The 18,951-nt window shown below is 37.3% G+C and carries 22 protein-coding genes; 10 read left to right on the plus strand and 12 right to left on the minus strand.

Annotation, left to right across the window (positions count from 1 at the left end; all coding sequences use genetic code 11):
* Window positions 1-8: 8 nt before the first annotated feature.
* From JNUCC25_RS17110 to JNUCC25_RS17125, 4 genes are read left to right on the plus strand one after another with little or no spacing between them, the layout of a single operon-like run.
* Entirely contained in the window at window positions 9-965 is a 957-nt protein-coding gene (locus tag JNUCC25_RS17110; protein ID WP_029323170.1) for an ABC transporter permease, read from the plus strand.
* A gap of 11 nt (window positions 966-976) precedes the next feature.
* Entirely contained in the window at window positions 977-1,897 is a 921-nt protein-coding gene (opp4C, locus tag JNUCC25_RS17115; protein ID WP_078082011.1) for an oligopeptide ABC transporter permease, read from the plus strand.
* A gap of 11 nt (window positions 1,898-1,908) precedes the next feature.
* Window positions 1,909-2,886, plus strand: coding sequence for an ABC transporter ATP-binding protein (locus JNUCC25_RS17120; protein WP_064471904.1), 978 nt, complete (start codon window positions 1,909-1,911; stop codon window positions 2,884-2,886).
* On the plus strand, window positions 2,883-3,848 hold the full coding sequence (locus tag JNUCC25_RS17125; protein WP_029323178.1) for an ABC transporter ATP-binding protein: 966 nt from the start codon (window positions 2,883-2,885) through the stop codon (window positions 3,846-3,848). Before JNUCC25_RS17120 ends, JNUCC25_RS17125 begins: the two co-directional genes overlap by 4 nt.
* Window positions 3,849-3,931: 83 nt before the next feature.
* Here JNUCC25_RS17125 and JNUCC25_RS17130 read toward each other — a convergent pair whose 3' ends face one another.
* The 3 genes from JNUCC25_RS17130 to JNUCC25_RS17140 all read right to left on the minus strand — a co-directional run bounded on the left by JNUCC25_RS17130 (window position 3,932) and on the right by JNUCC25_RS17140 (window position 6,732).
* Window positions 3,932-4,066 carry a hypothetical protein gene (locus tag JNUCC25_RS17130; protein WP_255260835.1) on the minus strand — a complete coding sequence of 45 codons (135 nt, stop codon included), beginning with the start codon at window positions 4,064-4,066 and terminating at the stop codon, window positions 3,932-3,934.
* Between the two features lie 203 nt (window positions 4,067-4,269).
* Entirely contained in the window at window positions 4,270-5,172 is a 903-nt protein-coding gene (locus tag JNUCC25_RS17135) for a TauD/TfdA dioxygenase family protein (RefSeq protein WP_029323180.1), read from the minus strand.
* Between the two features lie 345 nt (window positions 5,173-5,517).
* The gene (locus JNUCC25_RS17140) at window positions 5,518-6,732 is read right to left on the minus strand and encodes a threonine synthase (protein WP_097812261.1); all 1,215 of its coding nucleotides are present in this window, start codon (window positions 6,730-6,732) and stop codon (window positions 5,518-5,520) included.
* Window positions 6,733-7,138: 406 nt separating this feature from the next.
* Between JNUCC25_RS17140 and JNUCC25_RS17145 the strand changes: the two genes are divergently transcribed.
* From JNUCC25_RS17145 to JNUCC25_RS17160, 4 genes are all read left to right on the plus strand, one after another.
* Window positions 7,139-8,365: a dicarboxylate/amino acid:cation symporter gene (locus JNUCC25_RS17145; RefSeq protein WP_029323185.1), complete on the plus strand. Its 1,227-nt coding sequence runs from the start codon at window positions 7,139-7,141 to the stop codon at window positions 8,363-8,365.
* Between the two features lie 49 nt (window positions 8,366-8,414).
* Window positions 8,415-8,546: an FbpB family small basic protein gene (locus JNUCC25_RS17150; protein ID WP_013058107.1), complete on the plus strand. Its 132-nt coding sequence runs from the start codon at window positions 8,415-8,417 to the stop codon at window positions 8,544-8,546.
* A gap of 273 nt (window positions 8,547-8,819) precedes the next feature.
* Window positions 8,820-9,491, plus strand: coding sequence for a MarR family winged helix-turn-helix transcriptional regulator (locus JNUCC25_RS17155; protein ID WP_063672167.1), 672 nt, complete (start codon window positions 8,820-8,822; stop codon window positions 9,489-9,491).
* 53 nt (window positions 9,492-9,544) lie between these two features.
* On the plus strand, window positions 9,545-11,071 hold the full coding sequence (locus tag JNUCC25_RS17160; RefSeq protein ID WP_013058109.1) for an MDR family MFS transporter: 1,527 nt from the start codon (window positions 9,545-9,547) through the stop codon (window positions 11,069-11,071).
* Between the two features lie 178 nt (window positions 11,072-11,249).
* On the opposite strand, the gene JNUCC25_RS17165 is transcribed toward JNUCC25_RS17160, so the two are convergent.
* The 7 genes from JNUCC25_RS17165 to JNUCC25_RS17195 all read right to left on the minus strand — a co-directional run bounded on the left by JNUCC25_RS17165 (window position 11,250) and on the right by JNUCC25_RS17195 (window position 14,313).
* Window positions 11,250-11,540, minus strand: coding sequence for a hypothetical protein (locus tag JNUCC25_RS17165; protein ID WP_454222192.1), 291 nt, complete (start codon window positions 11,538-11,540; stop codon window positions 11,250-11,252).
* Between the two features lie 37 nt (window positions 11,541-11,577).
* A complete protein-coding gene (locus JNUCC25_RS17170; RefSeq protein WP_098476114.1) occupies window positions 11,578-11,859 on the minus strand; it encodes a hypothetical protein in 282 nt (93 codons plus the stop codon).
* 36 nt (window positions 11,860-11,895) lie between these two features.
* Window positions 11,896-12,672, minus strand: a complete 777-nt coding sequence (locus JNUCC25_RS17175; protein ID WP_454222196.1) for an SDR family NAD(P)-dependent oxidoreductase — start codon at window positions 12,670-12,672, stop codon at window positions 11,896-11,898.
* 188 nt (window positions 12,673-12,860) lie between these two features.
* Entirely contained in the window at window positions 12,861-12,995 is a 135-nt protein-coding gene (locus tag JNUCC25_RS17180; RefSeq protein WP_013058113.1) for a hypothetical protein, read from the minus strand.
* Window positions 12,996-13,206: 211 nt separating this feature from the next.
* The gene (locus tag JNUCC25_RS17185; protein ID WP_029323192.1) at window positions 13,207-13,443 is read right to left on the minus strand and encodes a hypothetical protein; all 237 of its coding nucleotides are present in this window, start codon (window positions 13,441-13,443) and stop codon (window positions 13,207-13,209) included.
* 175 nt (window positions 13,444-13,618) lie between these two features.
* Window positions 13,619-13,846 carry a hypothetical protein gene (locus JNUCC25_RS17190; protein ID WP_078082014.1) on the minus strand — a complete coding sequence of 76 codons (228 nt, stop codon included), beginning with the start codon at window positions 13,844-13,846 and terminating at the stop codon, window positions 13,619-13,621.
* 29 nt (window positions 13,847-13,875) lie between these two features.
* On the minus strand, window positions 13,876-14,313 hold the full coding sequence (locus JNUCC25_RS17195) for a helix-turn-helix domain-containing protein (RefSeq protein WP_029323196.1): 438 nt from the start codon (window positions 14,311-14,313) through the stop codon (window positions 13,876-13,878).
* A 259-nt stretch (window positions 14,314-14,572) separates the two neighbouring features.
* On the opposite strand from JNUCC25_RS17195, the gene JNUCC25_RS17200 reads away from it, so the two are divergent.
* Window positions 14,573-15,079, plus strand: coding sequence for a CcdC protein domain-containing protein (locus JNUCC25_RS17200; RefSeq protein WP_029323199.1), 507 nt, complete (start codon window positions 14,573-14,575; stop codon window positions 15,077-15,079).
* A 215-nt stretch (window positions 15,080-15,294) separates the two neighbouring features.
* Window positions 15,295-16,239, plus strand: coding sequence for a phosphotriesterase family protein (locus tag JNUCC25_RS17205; protein ID WP_013058118.1), 945 nt, complete (start codon window positions 15,295-15,297; stop codon window positions 16,237-16,239).
* 129 nt (window positions 16,240-16,368) lie between these two features.
* Here the strand turns inward: JNUCC25_RS17205 and JNUCC25_RS17210 are convergent, their stop codons facing one another.
* Window positions 16,369-17,286 (minus strand): iron-hydroxamate ABC transporter substrate-binding protein, encoded by a 918-nt coding sequence (locus tag JNUCC25_RS17210; RefSeq protein ID WP_454223285.1) that lies wholly within the window; start codon window positions 17,284-17,286, stop codon window positions 16,369-16,371.
* A gap of 184 nt (window positions 17,287-17,470) precedes the next feature.
* Window positions 17,471-18,733 (minus strand): SulP family inorganic anion transporter, encoded by a 1,263-nt coding sequence (locus JNUCC25_RS17215; RefSeq protein WP_029323205.1) that lies wholly within the window; start codon window positions 18,731-18,733, stop codon window positions 17,471-17,473.
* Window positions 18,734-18,951 lie beyond the last annotated feature (218 nt).

Here is an 18,951-nt window from a genome sequence, read left to right on the forward strand (position 1 = left end):
AACACGTATTGAAACAATATATTTTTTATCGATTTTTACAAATGATTCCTATTTTAATTGGAACATCTTTTCTTATTTTTGTTCTTTTTGCTTTATTGCCCGGGGATTATATCGATTCAAACCCTAAACTGACTCCGGAAAGAGCTCAGGAACTACGAAAATTATATGGACTTGATAAGCCGATTTTAGAAAGATACGTAAGGTGGTTTACAGATTTAGTAAAAGGTGACTTTGGTTTTTCATTAAAGTACCAAGAACCTGTAACGTCATTATTAAATAAATTCATTTGGAACTCATTTCTTATAGCTGCAGTTTCTCTATTTTTCACCTGGACAATCGCTCTATTTACAGGGGTTATTTCAGCTGTAAAACAGTACTCTTGGTTCGATGGTTTCGTTACACTTGGTGTTTTTGCTGCTATGTCCTTCCCTTCTTTCTTTATTGGTTTATTGCTTATTAAATTTTTTGCTGTTGATTTAGGAATTCTTCCAATTGGAGGGATGATTGATACAGGCAGCAATACAACAAAGCTAGCTTATCTGCTAGAAGTGAGTAAACATATGGTACTGCCGGTGGCGATTTTGACTCTTCTAAGCGTAGGTTCATTAACCAGATATTTTCGTACAGGAATGCTTGAAGTCGTTCGGCAAGATTATATACGAACAGCACGTGCAAAAGGATTAAAAGAACGTTCTATCATTTTTAAGCACGCGTTAAAAAATGCGTTGCTTCCTGCTATTACGCTGTTAGCTTTTGAACTGCCCGGGCTATTTTCCGGTGCGATTATAACAGAACAAATTTTCAACTGGCCCGGGGTGGGCAGAATTCAGCTCGAAGCATTAAGCTTTAGAGATTATCCAGTCTTAATGTCTTTTACGATGCTACTTTCTTTCTTAACGATTATAGGTAACTTTTTAGCAGATATTACATATGCAGCGGTCGATCCGCGAATCCGGTTAAAGTAGGCGATTATTGTATGGAAACTTCATTAGTAACAGATCAGCCGCAAAAAGACGCAGTTTCAAAACCAATATCACTATGGAAACAAACGTATATGCGGCTGCGAAAAAATAAATTAGCGATAAGCGGATTATTCTTTTTGCTTGCCATGATTGCTTTTAGTTTTATTGGCCCTTTGTTTTCTCCTTATGTTAATAGTACCGTAAACGTTAATTTAATGAATCATCCGCCAAGCGCAGAGCATTGGTTAGGTACAGATAAGTACGGAAGAGATGTACTTACCCGCTTGATGCTTGCTGGTCAAATTTCTCTCACTGTAGGAATTGCTTCTATGGTTCTATCCGTTTTAATTGGCTCTGTTTTAGGAGCCGTTGCTGGTTTTTACCGAGGTATCATTGATCAAGTGCTGATGCGGCTAGCTGACATATTGATGTCTATACCTGGCCTTCCTCTTTTATTGATCATGGGCGCTATTTTATCAGAATGGAAAACGCCTTCTGAATACCGTATTTATATTATTATGCTAATGCTCAGTTTAATTGGCTGGCCGGGACTTGCAAGGCTTGTTCGCGGCCAAGTTCTTTCACTGCGTGAACAGCCTTTTATTCAAGCCACACAAATATTAGGTTTAAGCGATAAAAGAAAGATTTTTTATCATTTAATCCCTAATATTTTCCCTTTATTATTGGTTGTTGCTACTTTAAACGTAGCAGGAGCTATTTTAAGTGAGTCTGCTTTAAGCTACTTGGGACTAGGCGTCACTCCCCCTACACCTTCTTGGGGAAATATGATTGATGCAGCTAATAATTTAGTTGATTTTAAAAAGCGACCTTGGCTTTGGATTCCACCAGGCGCTGCCATCTTTTTAACGGTCATTTCTATTAATCTTCTTGGAGACGGTTTAAGAGATGCGCTTGATCCTAAAATGAAAAGGTAGGTAATGAATAGATGAATACACCTTTACTAGAATTAAAAGACTTACACACCTCTTTTCATACGGAAGGAGGTACGGTTACAGCAGTAAACAACGTCAGCTTTTCCATTAATCCCGGTGAAACGGTATGTATCGTTGGTGAATCAGGATGCGGGAAAAGCGTAATGGCTCTATCCATTATGCAGCTGCTTTCTGATTCAGGGGAAATTACAGACGGTCAGATTTTATTTAATGGATCAAATCTATTAGAAAAAACAAAAAAAGAGATGAGAAAAATTAGAGGAAAAGACATTGGGATGATTTTTCAAGAACCGATGACATCTCTAAATCCAGTATTCACTATTGGAGACCAAATTACCGAGACTCTATTAGAGCATCTATCTATTAGTAAAGCTGAAGCTTATGATAAAGCCATTGAACTTGTTACGCTTTTAGGGATACCCAATGCTAAAAAAATAGTAAAAAGTTATCCGCACGAGCTAAGCGGCGGTATGCTTCAGCGGATTATGATTGCGATTGCACTCGGGTGCAACCCTAAGCTATTAATTGCCGATGAACCTACTACTGCTCTAGATGTAACGATTCAAGCTCAAATATTAGATCTATTACAAACTATAAAACATGATCTTGGTACATCAATCTTATTTATCACACATGATCTCGGCGTTGTAGCTGAAATGGCTGATACCGTAATGGTGATGTATGCAGGTAAAATCGTAGAAAAAGCACAGGTAGTTGAGCTATTTCAAAATCCAAAACACCCCTATACGAAGGGTCTGCTTCGCTCAAAGCCGGTTATCGGCAAACGAACACAAAGGCTGCATTCGATACCAGGGCAAGTACCAAAACTTACGGACCTTACAGAAAGTTGTTATTTCAGCGAGCGCTGTGAACACTGTATGGATATTTGCAAAACACAAGCTCCTCCCTTCATTTCAGAAAATGACCACTACACAGCCTGCTGGCTTTATAAGGAAGGTAAAGATCAATGAGTGAAACGCTGTTAGAAGTAAACAACTTAAAAAAATTTTACTCCTCCAAATCTACGTTATTTAAATCAGTAAACGAACAAGTAAAAGCGGTGGACGGAGTAACTTTTTCAATTAAAAAAGGTGACATTTTCGGATTGGTTGGTGAGTCAGGAAGCGGTAAGTCTACTTTAGGAAAAACCATTTTAAGACTTCATAATAAAACAAGCGGAGACGTATTTTTTAAAGGAAAGAACGTTTTTAAGCTGTCAAAAAAAGAGCTGATTCATTACCGTTTGCAGTCACAGCTCGTCTTTCAAGATCCTTTTAGTTCTTTAAACCCTCGAATTAGAATAGGCGAAGCGATTGGAGAAGCTATGATTCAACATAAATTAGCTTCCCGAACTAACGTAAGAGATCACGTCTTGTCGATTATGGAGAAATGCGGTTTATCTCCTTACCATATAGACAGATACCCGCACGAATTTTCAGGCGGACAGCGTCAGCGAATTGTCATTGCCAGAGCCATGGCTTTAAACCCTGAATTTGTTGTAACAGATGAGCCAGTATCTGCACTGGACGTATCAATTCAAGCTCAAATTATTAATTTGTTTAGTGAACTTCAAGAAAAAGAAAATTTGTCTTATCTGTTTATTTCACATGATTTAAGCGTCGTCGAGCACCTGTGTAACAAGGTTGCTATTATGTATTTAGGAAATATTGTGGAGCAAGCATCAAGAGATGAATTATTCAAAAATCCACTGCACCCTTATACAAAAGCGCTTTTATCTGCCATACCGATACCTGATCCAACCATCAAAAGAGAAAAAATCATTTTGAAAGGTGAAATACCAAGTCCGATTACACCTCCCTCTGGGTGTAAGTTTAGGACAAGATGTCCGATTGCCCAGAAGAAATGTGCAGATATTCCACCTGACTACAAAGATGTCGGTTCTAATCATTTTGTAGCGTGTCACTTTGTATAAAGACCCATAAGAAGGCATTGAGACATAACGAAATCAATTCAATCTAAAGACGAACAAATGGGATAAATGAGCTGAACTGCTTGTTACAACGCTGTTGATTTCCGTGCAAGACTTCGCTTTCCACGGGCGGCCGGTGAGCCTCCTCGTCGCTTACGCTCCTGCGGGCTCTCACCTATTCCGCTTTTCCCGCAGGAGTCTTCGCCTTGCCCTCCAACCAAAAGCTAGAAGCAGCCAAACACATTAAATCTATGTTCACCATGACAAAAAGATCCGAAATGTTAATCAATAATTTTGATTAACATTTCGGATTTCACTTCAACTAAAAGATTTTTGTCTCAGCCTCTTCTTATTATAAGTGCGAAACTTTTCTCACCTGCCTTTGCTTTGAAAGAAACATGCTGGTACAAAATAGAACCTGATTTCATTCTTCTTTTTTATAAGTAATACTCGTTTGCCCGTCGATACTCACAGGCACTTCTCCAGCCAAAGTAACTCGTCTCATCACGCGGTGCTTTTCTCCGTAGTCATTAATTGCATAGTGCTGGGTTGCGCGGTTATCCCAAATCGCAATATCACCTGCTTTCCAGTGCCAGCGAACCGTGTTTTCTAGTCTTGTTACATGGTCTTGCAGAATTGAAAAAAGATGATTTGAATCCGAAGAAGATAACCCTTTAATTTTTTTAACAAAATGTCCTAACACTAACGTACGCTCTCCCGTTTCCGGGTGAATTCTTACGACTGGATGTTCTGTTTCATATACAGTAGAAGCGAATACTTTACGGTGACGCTCTAAATCTTCTTGTGAGCGATTAGGATGTCTTCCTCCGTAATCATAGTCATTCGTATGCACGGCCCAAAGCTGATCAGCTAGCTGACGCAGCTCTGAAGGAAGGTTTTGATAGGCAACGGCTGTATTTGCCCAAACTGTATCTCCTCCTGCTTCTGGGACAACTACAGCTCGAAGGATCGATGCTTTCGGGTATGTATCGATGAACGTTACATCGGTATGCCAAGAGTTAGCTCGTCCTCCTCGTTCAGAATCAAGTTCAAATAAATAATTGCTGCCTTCTTTTATCGGAACGGTAGGATGCGCTTCCGGTTCACCAAATAACGCAGCGAAGGCCTCTTGTTCAGCATCGTCAATATGCCCTTGGCCTCTAAAAAAGACCACTTTATGCTTTAGCAAAGCTTTGTTAATGGCATTGAGTGTCTCGGCATTTAAATTTGAAGATAAATGCACTCCTTTTATTTCTGCTCCAATGTGACCAGCGATGGGCTGTACTTCTAAAACCGAATTTGCTGCGCTTTTGCTAACTGTACTCATGATACGTCCTCCTCGTAAGTTCCCTAAAAAGAGAGCTTTTCATTTTTTATGACAAATTCATTTTCTAGAGTGAGTATAGCCGTATTTCTAAAAAACAAAAAGGACCAGTCTATTCGCTTGAGCGATCGTCCGGCCCCAGTTGCCTGGTAGCATTACATTCAGCTTTAATTCCTAGTAAATCAATTTGTTTAATTGAATAATAGATTACTAACAAAAATAAGTCAATATATTTAAAATAATCTAAATTTTGAATTTACTATTTATGATTTGGACAGGATCAAATTAAAAAATAGATCTCCGCTTAGACTGCTTAAAGTCGGAGATCTATTTGGATGTTTTTTTATTTTATTTTTTAGTAAGGCTGCCATTTCGCTCTAAAATAGGTACTTCAATATCTACCGTGTTTGGATATTTAACTCCAAGCCCTGTATTTAAAGCAACAACCGTTTCGTTTTCTTTAATCCAGCCTTCTTCTCTTAAACGGCGTGCAGCTAAGAATGTAGCAGCACCTTCAGGACAAATGAACGAACCTTCAAGCTGCGCAACCTTTTTTTGTTCCTCCACAATCTTATCTTCGTCCACCGCAATCGCGCATCCATTTGTATTGTATACGGCCTCTAAAACAAGAAAGTCCCCGATTGCTTTTGGTACGTTGATACCAAAGGCAATGGTTGAAGAATCCGGCCAAAATTCAGATTCTTGTTTTCTCTCATTCCATGCTTTTACAATAGGCGCGCAGTTTTCAGCTTGTACCGCAACTAAACGAGGAAGATCACCTTTAATCCAGCCAAGCTCTTTTAATTCATTTAACGCTTTGTAGATTCCGATTAATCCAACGCCTCCTCCTGTTGGATATAAAATTACATCAGGAAGATTCCAAGAAAACTGTTCAGCAATTTCCAAGCCCATTGTTTTTTTACCTTCAATTCGATACGGCTCTTTAAGCGTAGAAGCGTCATAAAGACCCCAGGCTTTAATAGCTTCACCGACAATTTTACCCGCATCGCTGATGAGTCCATCGACTAGGTAAAGGTCAGCTCCAGCGACAGCACACTCATTTCGTGTAATAACAGGCGCATCTTTTGGCATTACAACGGTTGCTTTTATGTCAGCGCGTGACGAATAAAGCGACCAAGCGGCTCCGGCATTCCCATTTGTAGGCATCGCTAACTGTTCAACGCCAAGTTCTTTTGCTTTTGACACCCCTACAGCGGCGCCTCTAGCTTTAAATGATCCCGTTGGAATAATACCTTCATCTTTCATATATAAGTTTGGAATGTCCATTTCTTTACCTAGCTTAGGCATTTTTATAAGCGGAGTCATCCCTTCTCCTAAGGAAACGACGTTTTCTGGATCTTCTACTGGAAGCAGTTCATGATATCTCCATAGATTTGGTTCTCTGCTTTGGACATCTTCTGGACTTAGATTGTCTTTCAGTCTCTCTAAATCATACGCTACTAATAAAGGTGAGCCACATTCACATAATTGATGTTTTTCTTTTGGACTATATTCATTTTTACATTTAGGACAATATAAGTGAGAAACATAACTAAACGGCATCATACACACTCCTTTAAATTCTGTAAACATAATACCATATATAAAATATAATTTATAGTATTTTTATAAGAATTATAAGATATGATATCTTCATCAATTTGTTAGTCATTAATAAAAGCACAAAAACCCTAGTAAATCAGAGTTTTTGTGCTTTTTTCGACTTTATTTATATTACTTTTTTTAGAAGTAAACCCAGTAATTTTAGATAAAAACCCGAAGAATAAACAAAATCCACACTTTACTTATAGGAATAATTGTTTTAGTATGTAAAAAGATATTTTAAGGAGGTATTTTAGGTGAACGCACTTTCGATAGTGAATAAGCATAATAATAGCATGTGTACTTGTCTAATTCTCAAAGGTTACTAAAGCAAAAACAATACTACACTACAAGGAGAATTGGACAGATGGCTGCAAAAAAGAAATTTAAGCTTAATTTAGGATTAAAAGTAATTATCGGATTAATTCTTGGATTGATCGTTGGTTATGTTAGTAAAGAAGTTGGTTTAAAGTTAGAAATAGTAGGAAAAGCGTTTATCCAGCTTATTCAAATGGTTATTGTCCCTCTTGTTTTCCCATTGATTGTATTAGGAATCACAGGGATGCATGATACAAAAAAGCTGGGACGAGTAGCGTTTAAAACGCTTCTCTATTTTGAGATTGTGACTACAGTATTAATTATATTAGGAATACTCATTGCTAAAGTAACAAATGTAGGTGGACATATGCATGTAGGTGCAGTGGATACTTCCTCGTTAGGAAACCTAGCAAAAGGCATCGACTTTGGAGAGTTTTTCTTAAGTATTATTCCAAGCAATATTGTAGAAGCAATGGCACAAGGAAAGCTGTTGCCGATTATTTTCTTTGGTATTTTTGTAGGGTTAGCTCTTACATCACTTGAAGATAAAGCGAAGCCGGTTATTACATTTTTTGAAGCATGGCTACAAGCTATGTTTAAAGTAGTCGAATACGCGGTATCGTTTGCCCCAGTTGGCGTATTTGGATTTATCTCATTTAGCGTGGCTAAATACGGGATTGGCAGCTTGCTTTCTTTAGGTCAATTTGTAGGTATTACGTACTTATCTTTTGCCGTTACGGCATTTGTTGTGTTTCCGATTATCGCACTTATTTTCCGTATCCCTTACAAGGAACTGTTAAAAAGAACCGGAGATTTGATTTTATTAACGTTTACAACGCGCAGCTCAGAGGCTTCTATGCCGCTGCTGATTCATCGATTAGAAAAGTTCGGAGTGTCACGTTCTGTCACTTCTTTTGTATTACCAACCGGCTATTCTTTTAATCTAGATGGAGCTAGCATCTATATTAGTGTAGCGATTATCTTTCTTGCCAATGTATATAACCTACCTCTTAGTCTTGAACAAATTATTGTGATCATTGGTTTATTAATGCTTATGACGAAAGGATTAGCAGGCGTTCCTTCGGCTGTCATCGTTGTACTGTTAGCTGCCGCGAAAGAAATTGGCTTACCTGCAGAAGGAGTCGCTTTATTATTAGCAGTTGATTTCTTTGTAGACATGGGCCGTTCAGCATTAAATGTCGTAGGAAACTCTTTAGCTACTGTTGTTATCGCAAAGTCTGAGAAGTCGTTTCATTTTAATGCCGAGGACAAATAACCATACCCCTCATCATTCAAAAACACGATAGTGAGAAAGAAGTGTTAGTTTGTTTAAACAGAAAAAATCTTTTGAAGAGCTAGTAAAAGAAAATAAACAAGCATTATTAAAAGATAAAAAAGCAATGGAGAAAATCGAAAAACGTATTGAAAAACGCCATGAAGTGATAAAGCTAACTTAGTACAGTTAGCTTTATCACTTTATTTTGTAATCATATCTTTTAGCAAACTTACTTAATCAAGTAAGGGATTTCTATAGAATATACAGCTTTTATGCATATGTTTAACTTTGTCAAAGTATCTTTTTTATAAGAAATTGACATTTTAGTAAGGTACCTTTATTATTTGATAAGGTACCTTATTTTTATTTCAAATGAATCCTTCCTATCTTATTAAAAGGATAAAATTTTTTATGTAGATAAGTGCAGCGTTAAATTAGTAAGGAGGCTTTTATCATGAATGAAAGAGATAACGAATATTTACACGAGCAAGATTTGATTGATCAATTTTTCAGGTTCCAGAGACAGCTGGCAAGATACCAGCGACACTACTTTATTAATCGAAGAGATGCTGGAGCACTAGGTGATCAGCACCGGGGGCAAGGACGGATATTAAAATTATTAAAATTGCAGCCTAAAACTACACAAAAAGAGCTGTCGTACTTACTGGATATGAGACCTCAGTCAATAGGTGAATTACTTAGTAAGTTAGAAAGAAAAGGTTACATTGTTCGTACGCCATCTGAGAAAGATCGGCGAGTACTTTCCGTTGAGCTAACAGAAGCTGGACTAGAAGCTATCGAGGCTACGGAGGAACAAGACAATAACTCAGGCATCTTTGATGTTCTTTCAGAAGAAGAGCAGGATACTCTTTCACATTTAATGCAAAAGTTAAATACTTATTTAGATGAAGAAATGTTAAAACAAGGTCATGATGAAAATCAAGAATTTCGACGCCATAATGACCTACGAGGATTTGGACCTCACCACAGATTTTTTGGTGGTGATCCAGAGCATGGTCCAAGAAGTTTTGGGCGCGGACCTTGGGGAGACGGTGCTGAATTTAGAACACCGAGATTTAGAAACCGAAATCCCCGAGAGACTAATAGAGATAATAACGAGAAATGATTCACATGCTGTTTAGTGATCATTTCTAATAATTTCACGAGAGGAAACGCAATATGGAAAACATCTCAAATGTTGGAGAACAAGTTTTAAATAATAAAAACAATAAAATACTAGTAATGACTGGATTAATGATTGGAATTATTTTTTCTGAGCTTGATGAAACAGTTGTAAATACAGCCATGCCAACGATTATACGTGATCTTGGCGGATTATCTATGTATGGCTGGGTTGCAGGCATCTATATGCTAGCTCTATCTGCTTTCATGCCTATACTAGGAAAATTAGCCGATTTATTTAGTCGAAAAAAAGTCTACTTCGCTTCTATGGCTTTCTTTATTGGAGGCTCCATTATATGCGGGCTTTCTCATTCAATGATTATGCTTTTAATTGGAAGAGGAATTCAAGGACTTGGCGCGGGTGGCCTCATGCCATTAGCCATGACGATTTCGAGTGATTTGTTCCCTGTTGAACAACGAGCAAAAGTTCAAGCGTTTATGGGACCAGTAATGTTTATCCCTATGCTTTTAGGCCCGCTAATGGGAGGCTTTTTTGTAGATCAAGCAAGCTGGCATTGGATTTTCTTCGTGAATATTCCAGTGGGATTAATAGCAGTCATTTTTTTAGCAAGTGGGTTAAAAGAAGTACATGAAAGAAAAAAAGTAACAATTGATTGGGCAGGAGCTATTCTTCTAGTAGCTGCAATCATTTCGTTATTAATTACGCCTGTTTTAGTCGAGAACGAAGGGTATACGTGGAGCTCTCCATTTATCGTTTCGCTACTATGTGTAGGCGTGATTTTAATTGGACTGTTTATTTGGGTGGAATCAAAAGTGATTGAACCTATTGTACCGCTGCATCTATTTAGAAATCGTAATATTTTAGTATTGTCACTGCTTGTTTTTACTGTAGGCTGTGGATTGATGGGCTCATTCTCATCTTTCCCTTACTTTGCACAAAATGTATTAGGCCTTACTCCTACAGAATCTGGGTATTTAACTTTGCCCATGATGGTAGGTGCTGTTGCAACCTCAATCGTTTCTGGATTTCTATTAACAAAAGTTCGGTACCGCGAATTATTCGTGATTTCTTTCATTATGCCTGTTATCGGTTTTTATTTATTTTCTAAATTAGATATTAGTACCACTACCCTGCAGGTCATTATTTTCTTTTTTATCACCGGTCTTGGTTTAGGCGTTATGTTCGGTGGAGATAACTTAATTGTTCAAGAATCTGTAGAAAAAGAACACAAAGGAATTGCCTTGGCAACCGTTCCATTGTTTCAGTCTATTGGCGCAACTGTCGGAGTAAGTATGTTTGGGACGCTATTATCTTCCACACTTACGTCAAATCTAAGCAGTTTAGGCGATGAATTGCCTAAAAGTATGGCAAATAACATGAATAGCCTGGCAGCAGGAGGAATTCCAAGTGGACTTACTCCAGAATTATTTATGAAAATTAAAGTTTTATTTATTGAATCGTTTCAGCATATCTATACTTACGCATTTGTACTTACGATCATTGCCTTTGTTTTATGCTTCTTTCTAAAAAAAGAAGTGCTATCTTCAAAATCAGAAGAGTAATAGAAGAGATTCTTGCTTTAGCCAAAGGTGTATTTGTACAACAGTCGTTCCGAAAAATGCAAAAGCCAATTCGAATTTAACTCGAATTGGCTTTTTTTATTAATAGATTAAAGGTTTTACCTTAGTTATTTCGGATTTATATTACCATCAATTGTACTCTTGATTGTTCCTTCTTTTTTTAAATAGATTTATTCACACTCTCTTTTTTAAAGACTCCTGTTAAAAGCGTAACGAGTCCTATTAAAAAGAAAATAGGAAACAATAACATCATTAATGCAACTCCTGCAAAACCTTCTTCCTGACTAATAGCATATAGAACCGAAACCACCCATGAAAAAAATGGAGCTACGATCAATATAATCGTTGTTCTCCACACTATATATTTTCTTTTAGCTGTTTTCCCTCGGCTTAGTCCGCTTGCAAACATAAGCCCTACTACTAAAACTGTTAATGCCACTCCAATTGCCATTTCATCACCGCCTTTAGCAGCCAGTTTCTCTTTTACTTTACATCGTTTTCTTTTTTGCCTCTTGGACGGAAATAAATACGCTTGTAACAACAAGTAAGAGTAAACCTTCTCCGATAATCATTAAACCTTTTATTTGAATGTCTAGAGCATCAAACCCGCTTATTTTCGCAAAAGCATAAAGAAGTAAAAATGAACCAAATAACATAGTAACGAATGAAATAACAAGGGCGACTGTTCTTTTGTTACATACGATACTTACAAACAGTATTAAGACAAAAATTATGCTAATGGCCATACAATTATTAAGAATGAAAGACATACGCATCCCCTTAAATATCTTTTTATTCCATTATTCTTACTCAAACCTAAATCCAATCCCACCGTCTACAATAATGTTTTGACCCGTAACAAAAGATGCGTCATCCGAAAGAAGCCACTTTACTGCTTTTGCGGCTTCAATCGGATCACCAATTCTGCCCAGCGCGTTTAGCTTTTGATAGGATTCATTGAGCTTTGCTTTTTCGTCTTCAGATAGATTTGAAAACCTTTCTTCTAACATAGGCGTACGAAATGCACCTGGGCACAGAGAGTTAATTCTTATATGTTGATGGCCATATTCTTGAGCAACTGACTTCGTTAAAGCAATCACACCGCTTTTCCCAGCCGCATATACGCCAGTCCCTGCTGAACATAAAATAGCGTCCATTGACGATGTATTTACAATGACCCCGCTATTTTGTTTGGTCATTACCTGCAGCTGATATTTCATACAAAGCCATACACTTTTTAACGTAACGTTTATTAAATGGTCAAAGTCTTCTTCTTTGAATTCATGGGTAGCACTAGAGGAAGCCTCAGTGTTAGCCGCATTGTTAAAGCCCACGTCAATTTTTCCAAATGTAGAGTATGTTTGGCTAACAAGGTTTTTAACATCTTGACTATTCGTTACATCGGTTTTGATAAAAATAGATCGAGGAGACCACTTTCTTAATATAGAAAGAGCTTCTTCTCCTTTTTCACTGTTTCTAGAAGCGATCACAACATGCATGCCCTCTTTTGCGAGTAATTCCGCTGTAGCTAAGCCAATCCCCGACGTTCCACCCGTAATAATCCCTACTTTTTCTTCAAACATATAGTTCTCCCCTTTTGCGTTTAATGAAGTCCCAACAAATTAAATGTAGTAACATTAGCCATAGAAGTTATTCAGCTTTGGGTAGATTAATACCTGCTTCGAAACACTAAAAAGAGAGTAAGACACAACTAAAGCAATTCAATCTAAAGGCTAGCAAATTGGATACATGAGCTAGTTTAGGTCACTCGCTACATCGCTGTTGATTTCCGTGCAAGGCTTCGCTTTCCGCGGGCGCCCGCTGAGCCTCCTCGTCGCTTACGTTCCTGCGAGGTCTCACCTATTCCGCTTTTCCCGCAGGAGTCTTCGCCATGCCCTCCAATCAACCGCTAGAAGCACCTACCCACATAAACGAAACCTACGTCCATCACAATAACAAAAAAATCCGAACGAGTTTGATTCTCCATCCCTCGTTCGGATTCACCTTCAACTAAACTACTTTTGTCTCAACCTCTTTTAATTAGCCACTAACTTGATTATGAGAAACAGATACAGATAAAGTAGATTTTCGATTCCATAAATAGAAAGCATAACCGCTTAAAAATAGATTCTCGTTCTAAACGACATGTTTTGTTGAAAGGAGAAAAAATGCGGCCACTTTTTTGTTTTTGTTAGATAAAATGCTATTCCAATCGCCAAAGGGACGATTCCTAAAAACTGAAGATAATGTGTAGTAGGATGCGTCATGCTCACGTATGCACCGTTTACCACAAACCAAAAAATGACTAAGATTTCTAGACCAATAACTTTCCACAAAAGTTTTGACTTAATCATTACTAAACCAACTTTCTCCTTTAGCGTTCATTAATAACCTATACTATTCGCTTTAAGAATTTTATATGTTACTGACTCTTTTATCATTTGAGCTCGTAGAAAGTACTGAGTAAAGTTTAAGGCAACGTTCTATCCGTTTAAAATAAGGAGATGGCTTTCTACTGTTTTACTGTGATTATACAAGGTACAAAAACGCACAAAATCCTGCCCATGTGACATAATCACTGAGCTCGATCTTTTTACCGCCTCTAACAAGTACATTTACAGCCCAGTTCAAAACATTTCCCTCAGACGTTTTATCTACATACTTTCTTGCTAAAGCGTATGCAACCACTCGAAATAAGTAATAGCTGGCTAAACATAAAAGAGATATGATCATAAAATTCAAATTCAATTCTTTCACCTGGTACACCTCATCGTTTTTCTGCTATTTCATCCTTGTTCATAAAAATCCTTTTTGACGTCTTTTAAAAGTTTTAAGATATCTTTATAAAAACAAGTAATTAACATTCCAGCGATATTGGACACCATCGTAATTGTAAGATTGCCGATAATCAGGCTAAGTAAAGTACCAAGAAACATAATACCTATTCCGATATAAAAACCTGGGTGAAACAGTTCATCGTCGTCCTCTTTTTCTTCTTCACGAATGTTTATTCTGTTTTGTAATGTGGCATCCTTTTTAATAAATTCATCAATAGTCGTCTCGTAGATGTCGCTTAATTTTAAAAGATGCTGAATGTCAGGATAGCTTTTATTATTCTCCCACTTATGTATGTGCTGTACCGATACACTCAGCTGCTCAGCAACCTCTTCTTCCGACATCTTTTGTTCTTCTCTTAACTTTTGCAATTGATTTCCTAACCTCAACTCATTCACCTCTATAACTATGACAGCGTGCAAACAAAATTTATTTACCCTACGCTTCCTATAATTCTAACATATTATGGTAAAAAAGAGATAAACAGTTAATGAAGCATATACAAAAAACTAAAACGGCAGTCATAAAAAATAATGAGAATTCTCATGTGTAAAAATGAAAGAATGCACTTTTATCTCCATCCTTTTATTGTTTATACTAAATAGTGGATTGTACGAACATCGAAATAAAAAAGGAGGAAACATGACGATGGAAATGCTATTTATTTATATATTGGTTATCGCTCTTATTGGATTCATTATTTGGAGAAGGGTTAAAAGGAGACATAGACCCATTAAAAGGAATGGACTTGGTATATTAGCTCCTATTTTGTTCATATTAATTGCATTTTCACTTAGTCTAAGTCAGATGATGCACATACCAGGCCAGCCCTTTCACTTACCTCCCTACTGGGAAATGATGATTGCTGGTGTACTAGGTGCTATATTCGGACTCATTATGCTTAGCCAAACAGACTATGAAGTAAGAGAAGATGGCTTTATTTATTCAAAGCCAAATAAGAATTTTAAATATGTGATTATCGCCATTATCTTTATAAGAATGGCTTTGAGCCAATACTTCAAAGGCTTAGATTCCATAGACTTCGCGGTCTTAACGATGACACTAGCTTTTATATATATTGTCATTTGGAGAGTTGGCAGCTATATGAAATTCCGTAAATTAAACGGTGATAATTACAGCGTAAATGCTGGGTAATCATCAATATAACTAGTCCTTCTTTCTGTTTGGAAAGAAGGATTTTTTGTCATAGTGAGTAAAAGTCCCGCCTGTTGTGTAAGACAACACATATATTGTATAATGCAATATGTGTTTTTTATAACAGTAGTCTATATATAAAAACAGATTATATTAAAACTGTACCTAATCACTCGCTGTTTGATTTACAGGTATATGATGAAAGGAATCGTACTATGACATTTATCAATTCGGTAACAGGCCCAGTCCATACGTCAGAACTAGGGCTAACGTTAATCCATGAACATATGCGCGTTCGTTCTGAATCTGTTCATGCGCAGTTTCCTCATTTGTATGATGAAGAACAAGAAGTTGCAAAAGCAGTAGAACAAGTAAATCGTGCGAAGGCACTCGGAGTCAAAACAATCTGTGATCCTACGGTGATGGAACAAGGACGGGATATTCGTTTTATTGAACGAATTGCCCGTGAAACGGACACTCAAATCGTCGCAGCCACAGGAATTTATACGTATAACTACATCCCTACCCATTTTCAAACTCGAAGCATTGACTATATGGCAGACCTGTTTGTTCGAGACATTGAAGTCGGCATTCAAAACACGTCGATCAAAGCAGGTTTTCTAAAATGCGCTACGGATGCACCTGGCGTAACGGCTGATGTAGAAAAAGTAATGCGCGCTGTAGCACGAGCTCATAAAAAAACAGGCGTGCCGATTATGACGCATTCACATCCTGCAAGCGGTACGGGCTTGAAGCAGCTTGACATCTTACTGGATGAAGGCGCTAATCCAAATCAAATTCTGATTGGACATACGGGAGATACGGATAATCTTGAGTATATTTCAAACATATTAACTCAAGGTGCTTTTATTGGAATGGACCGCTACGGCCTAACAAGAGAATGTTCAACTGAAAATAGAAACAACACGGTTATTGAGTTAGCTAAACAAGGATATTCAAACCGCATGTTTCTCTCACAAGACTACTGCTGTACAATGGACTGGTTTCCAGAAGGCGTGATTGAAGAACGTTTTCCAAAATGGTCGATGAGCTTTGTATTAGAAGAAGTCGTTCCTGAGTTAAAAAGAAAAGGCGTAACGGAACAGCAGATTCAGCATATGCTTTTTGATAACGCTCGCTGCTGGTTTGAAGGAAAGTAATGAAGACGGACAATACGCCTCCTATAAATTGAAATAATAGTTTATAGAGGGCGTATCCATTCCGTTTATATCTAAGCTTTGTTCGTGTAGAACCGTGCTAATTTTCAAATAAAAAATATATCTCACCTATTATTTTTCAAGAAACGATTTTTCGAAAAATCCTAAAAGATATTCCAATGTTATTGGATCACTGTAGGTCGAAGCTTTTGTGTTAATTTCGAACACACGATTGTTCTTAACCGCAGGTATGTTCTTCCACACACTTGTTTTTAAAAACGAATTATCGCCATCCGTACTTTTACTCAAGATTATATAATCGCCCGCGAACTCAGGAAGTAATTCTGAAGAAAACGTATAGATACCCGATTCAAGTGCTTTCTCTTTTACTTTTTTAGGCATGTTTAGCTTCATTGCCTGATACAATACTTCTGTTCCGCGCGCATAGTTATTTCCAAATACATAAAACTCTTTATTGCCGCTTTCAATCACAGAAACAGTCGCATCTTTACCGATTTTTTTGCGAATTGCTTTTCCTGCAGCCGCTGCGCGTTTTTGGAAATCATTCACCCATTCTTTCGCTTCTTTTTCTTTGTTTAAAAGCTTTCCAATTTCTATTTGCTGATTCAAATAATCTAATTTACCCCAAGTAAAGACAACGGTAGGAGCTATTTTATTTAGTTTCTTGATGTTCTTCATTTCAGATCCAGCAATAATTAAGTCTGGTTTCAGCTCCATAATCTTTTCTAAATCATCCTCTGATACTACTTCTACTCCCTTTACTTTTTCTTTAAAAAGCGGGTTCATACTGCTCCATTCATCAATCCCAACGAGCTTTCCTCCTAAAGACATTACATTAGGGCCGTTGCTAAGAGCCACTATTCTTTTAGGGTTTTTAGGAACTTTGACAGGTCCAGCTTCTGATTTATATGTAATTGTTTCACTTTTAGTATCTCCCTTATCTTTTCCGTTTGTCGTTTCGCTGTTTCCACAAGCGCTCACGATAATAGCCAGTATAAGTAGAAATGGTATAAAAAATAGCTTCTTCAGTTTAACCTTCTCCTTTTTCACGTTGTTCTTATTTGATAATGATAATCTTTATCAATTATTACTCTGTATATATTATACGTCAGTGATAACGATTGTCAATAACTATAAAATTTTCCACCAAAGAAAAAAAGGCCTCTATCTTAGAGGCCTTTTTCTATTACTTCATTCATCTCACTTAGTAAAATTAACTCGTTTTTCTTAATAACTTTTGTTTTTCTTTGCTCTTTTTTATCATAAAGTGTGCACCACACAAACATAATCCAACGGCTATTCCGATCGTCAGGTTTGTAAACACCGTTAACGAAAATGTCGTAAGTAAAACCAATGAATGGAATGATTTTTCTTTTATCACCTTTGCAAACTGTTCTTTTTTACTGATATTCCATGCCACGACCATTAGAACTGGTGCAAGACTGGCAAGCGCCACGTATGAAGCGTACGGAGCTAACACTAACAGCACAATCAAAACAAAGATAGCATGCGTGATGCCTGCAATTGGAGAGGAAGCGCCGTTTTTAATATTGGTAACGGTTCTTGCAATCTCTCCTGCTGCGGGAATACCTGAAAACATCGGCGTTACCATATTTACAATTCCTTGACCGATCAGTTCTTTTTTGCTGCTGTGCTTTGATTTTGTCATTTCATCTGCAACGCGAGCTGTCAGCAAAGACTGTAACCCTACAAGTACAGCAATCACAAACGCAGAAGGTAAAAGAGTGACAACCCGCTCTACTGTTATATCTGGAAACGCTGGGGCCGGGAAATGGCGAGGTATCTCTCCATAAATGGAGCCAATGGTTTCAAACTGATTGGAAAAGAAAAAAGATGCCAAGCCCGTTGATACAATGATTCCGAGTAGATAGGACATCCCAAGCGACTTAGGTGAAAAATAAAGAACAATTAAAATGGTTAGTAAGCATATCGCTGCCGTAGCAATACTATAGATGTTGATGAAATGTAAATTACCAAAGATCTCTTTTATATTCAAATGAAAATACTGATATTTTTCAATAGCGTGTAACCCAAGGAAGTTTGGAATCTGCCCGCTGAAGATAATCAGCGCAATCCCTGACTGAAACCCTACAATAATGGACGAAGGAAAATACTTGATTAAAGCTCCTACTTTACATAGCGCAAAGATAATGAGGAGAATTCCGGACATAAAGCCGGCAATTAATAAGTTTTCATAGCCATATTGCAACACAATCCCTAATAAAACAGGAACAAACGCACCGGTAGGTCCCGCGATTTGAAACCTACATCCACCTAAAATAGCAATTAGCAGCCCTGCTACAATCGTTGTATAAAGTCCTGTAACAGGCGATATTCCAGAAGCTATCGCAAATCCTAACCCTAAAGGTATAGCTATAATGCCAACAACAATACCTGATAGTATATCTTTCTTCAAATGCTGCAAGGAGTAATTTCGAAAAACCTCTAGATTCATAAGTCTACATCAGCCTCCATTTTAAGTAGTGAGGTTACCCATTCGTATTTTGGTCATACAACCTTATTTAACTTTCATTCGTTCAAAATAAGGTGGGCTACTCGATTACTTCTATTTTAAAGGAGACAACTTACAAAAAAATAAAGAGGAAATTAGAAGTTTATTAGCAAGTTATTAAAATTTTCTTAAGAATTCTTACTATTTATTCTTTTAGTTAT

Source organism: Priestia sp. JNUCC 25, from assembly GCF_053667915.1.

Bases quoted from the DNA above. Each gene is read 5' to 3' on its own strand.
- JNUCC25_RS17160 (WP_013058109.1), top strand. From the start codon at position 9,545: ATGGAAAACATCTCAAATGTTGGAGAACAAGTTTTAAATAATAAAAAC.
- JNUCC25_RS17140 (WP_097812261.1), bottom strand. From the start codon at position 6,732: ATGCCGTTTAGTTATGTTTCTCACTTATATTGTCCTAAATGTAAAAAT.
- JNUCC25_RS17205 (WP_013058118.1), top strand. From the start codon at position 15,295: ATGACATTTATCAATTCGGTAACAGGCCCAGTCCATACGTCAGAACTA.
- JNUCC25_RS17175 (WP_454222196.1), bottom strand. From the start codon at position 12,672: ATGTTTGAAGAAAAAGTAGGGATTATTACGGGTGGAACGTCGGGGATT.
- JNUCC25_RS17155 (WP_063672167.1), top strand. From the start codon at position 8,820: ATGAATGAAAGAGATAACGAATATTTACACGAGCAAGATTTGATTGAT.
- JNUCC25_RS17185 (WP_029323192.1), bottom strand. From the start codon at position 13,443: ATGATTAAGTCAAAACTTTTGTGGAAAGTTATTGGTCTAGAAATCTTA.
- JNUCC25_RS17215 (WP_029323205.1), bottom strand. From the start codon at position 18,733: ATGAATCTAGAGGTTTTTCGAAATTACTCCTTGCAGCATTTGAAGAAA.
- JNUCC25_RS17120 (WP_064471904.1), top strand. From the start codon at position 1,909: ATGAATACACCTTTACTAGAATTAAAAGACTTACACACCTCTTTTCAT.
- JNUCC25_RS17170 (WP_098476114.1), bottom strand. From the start codon at position 11,859: ATGTCTTTCATTCTTAATAATTGTATGGCCATTAGCATAATTTTTGTC.
- JNUCC25_RS17145 (WP_029323185.1), top strand. From the start codon at position 7,139: ATGGCTGCAAAAAAGAAATTTAAGCTTAATTTAGGATTAAAAGTAATT.
- JNUCC25_RS17135 (WP_029323180.1), bottom strand. From the start codon at position 5,172: ATGAGTACAGTTAGCAAAAGCGCAGCAAATTCGGTTTTAGAAGTACAG.
- opp4C (WP_078082011.1), top strand. From the start codon at position 977: ATGGAAACTTCATTAGTAACAGATCAGCCGCAAAAAGACGCAGTTTCA.
- JNUCC25_RS17200 (WP_029323199.1), top strand. From the start codon at position 14,573: ATGGAAATGCTATTTATTTATATATTGGTTATCGCTCTTATTGGATTC.
- JNUCC25_RS17165 (WP_454222192.1), bottom strand. From the start codon at position 11,540: ATGGCAATTGGAGTGGCATTAACAGTTTTAGTAGTAGGGCTTATGTTT.
- JNUCC25_RS17125 (WP_029323178.1), top strand. From the start codon at position 2,883: ATGAGTGAAACGCTGTTAGAAGTAAACAACTTAAAAAAATTTTACTCC.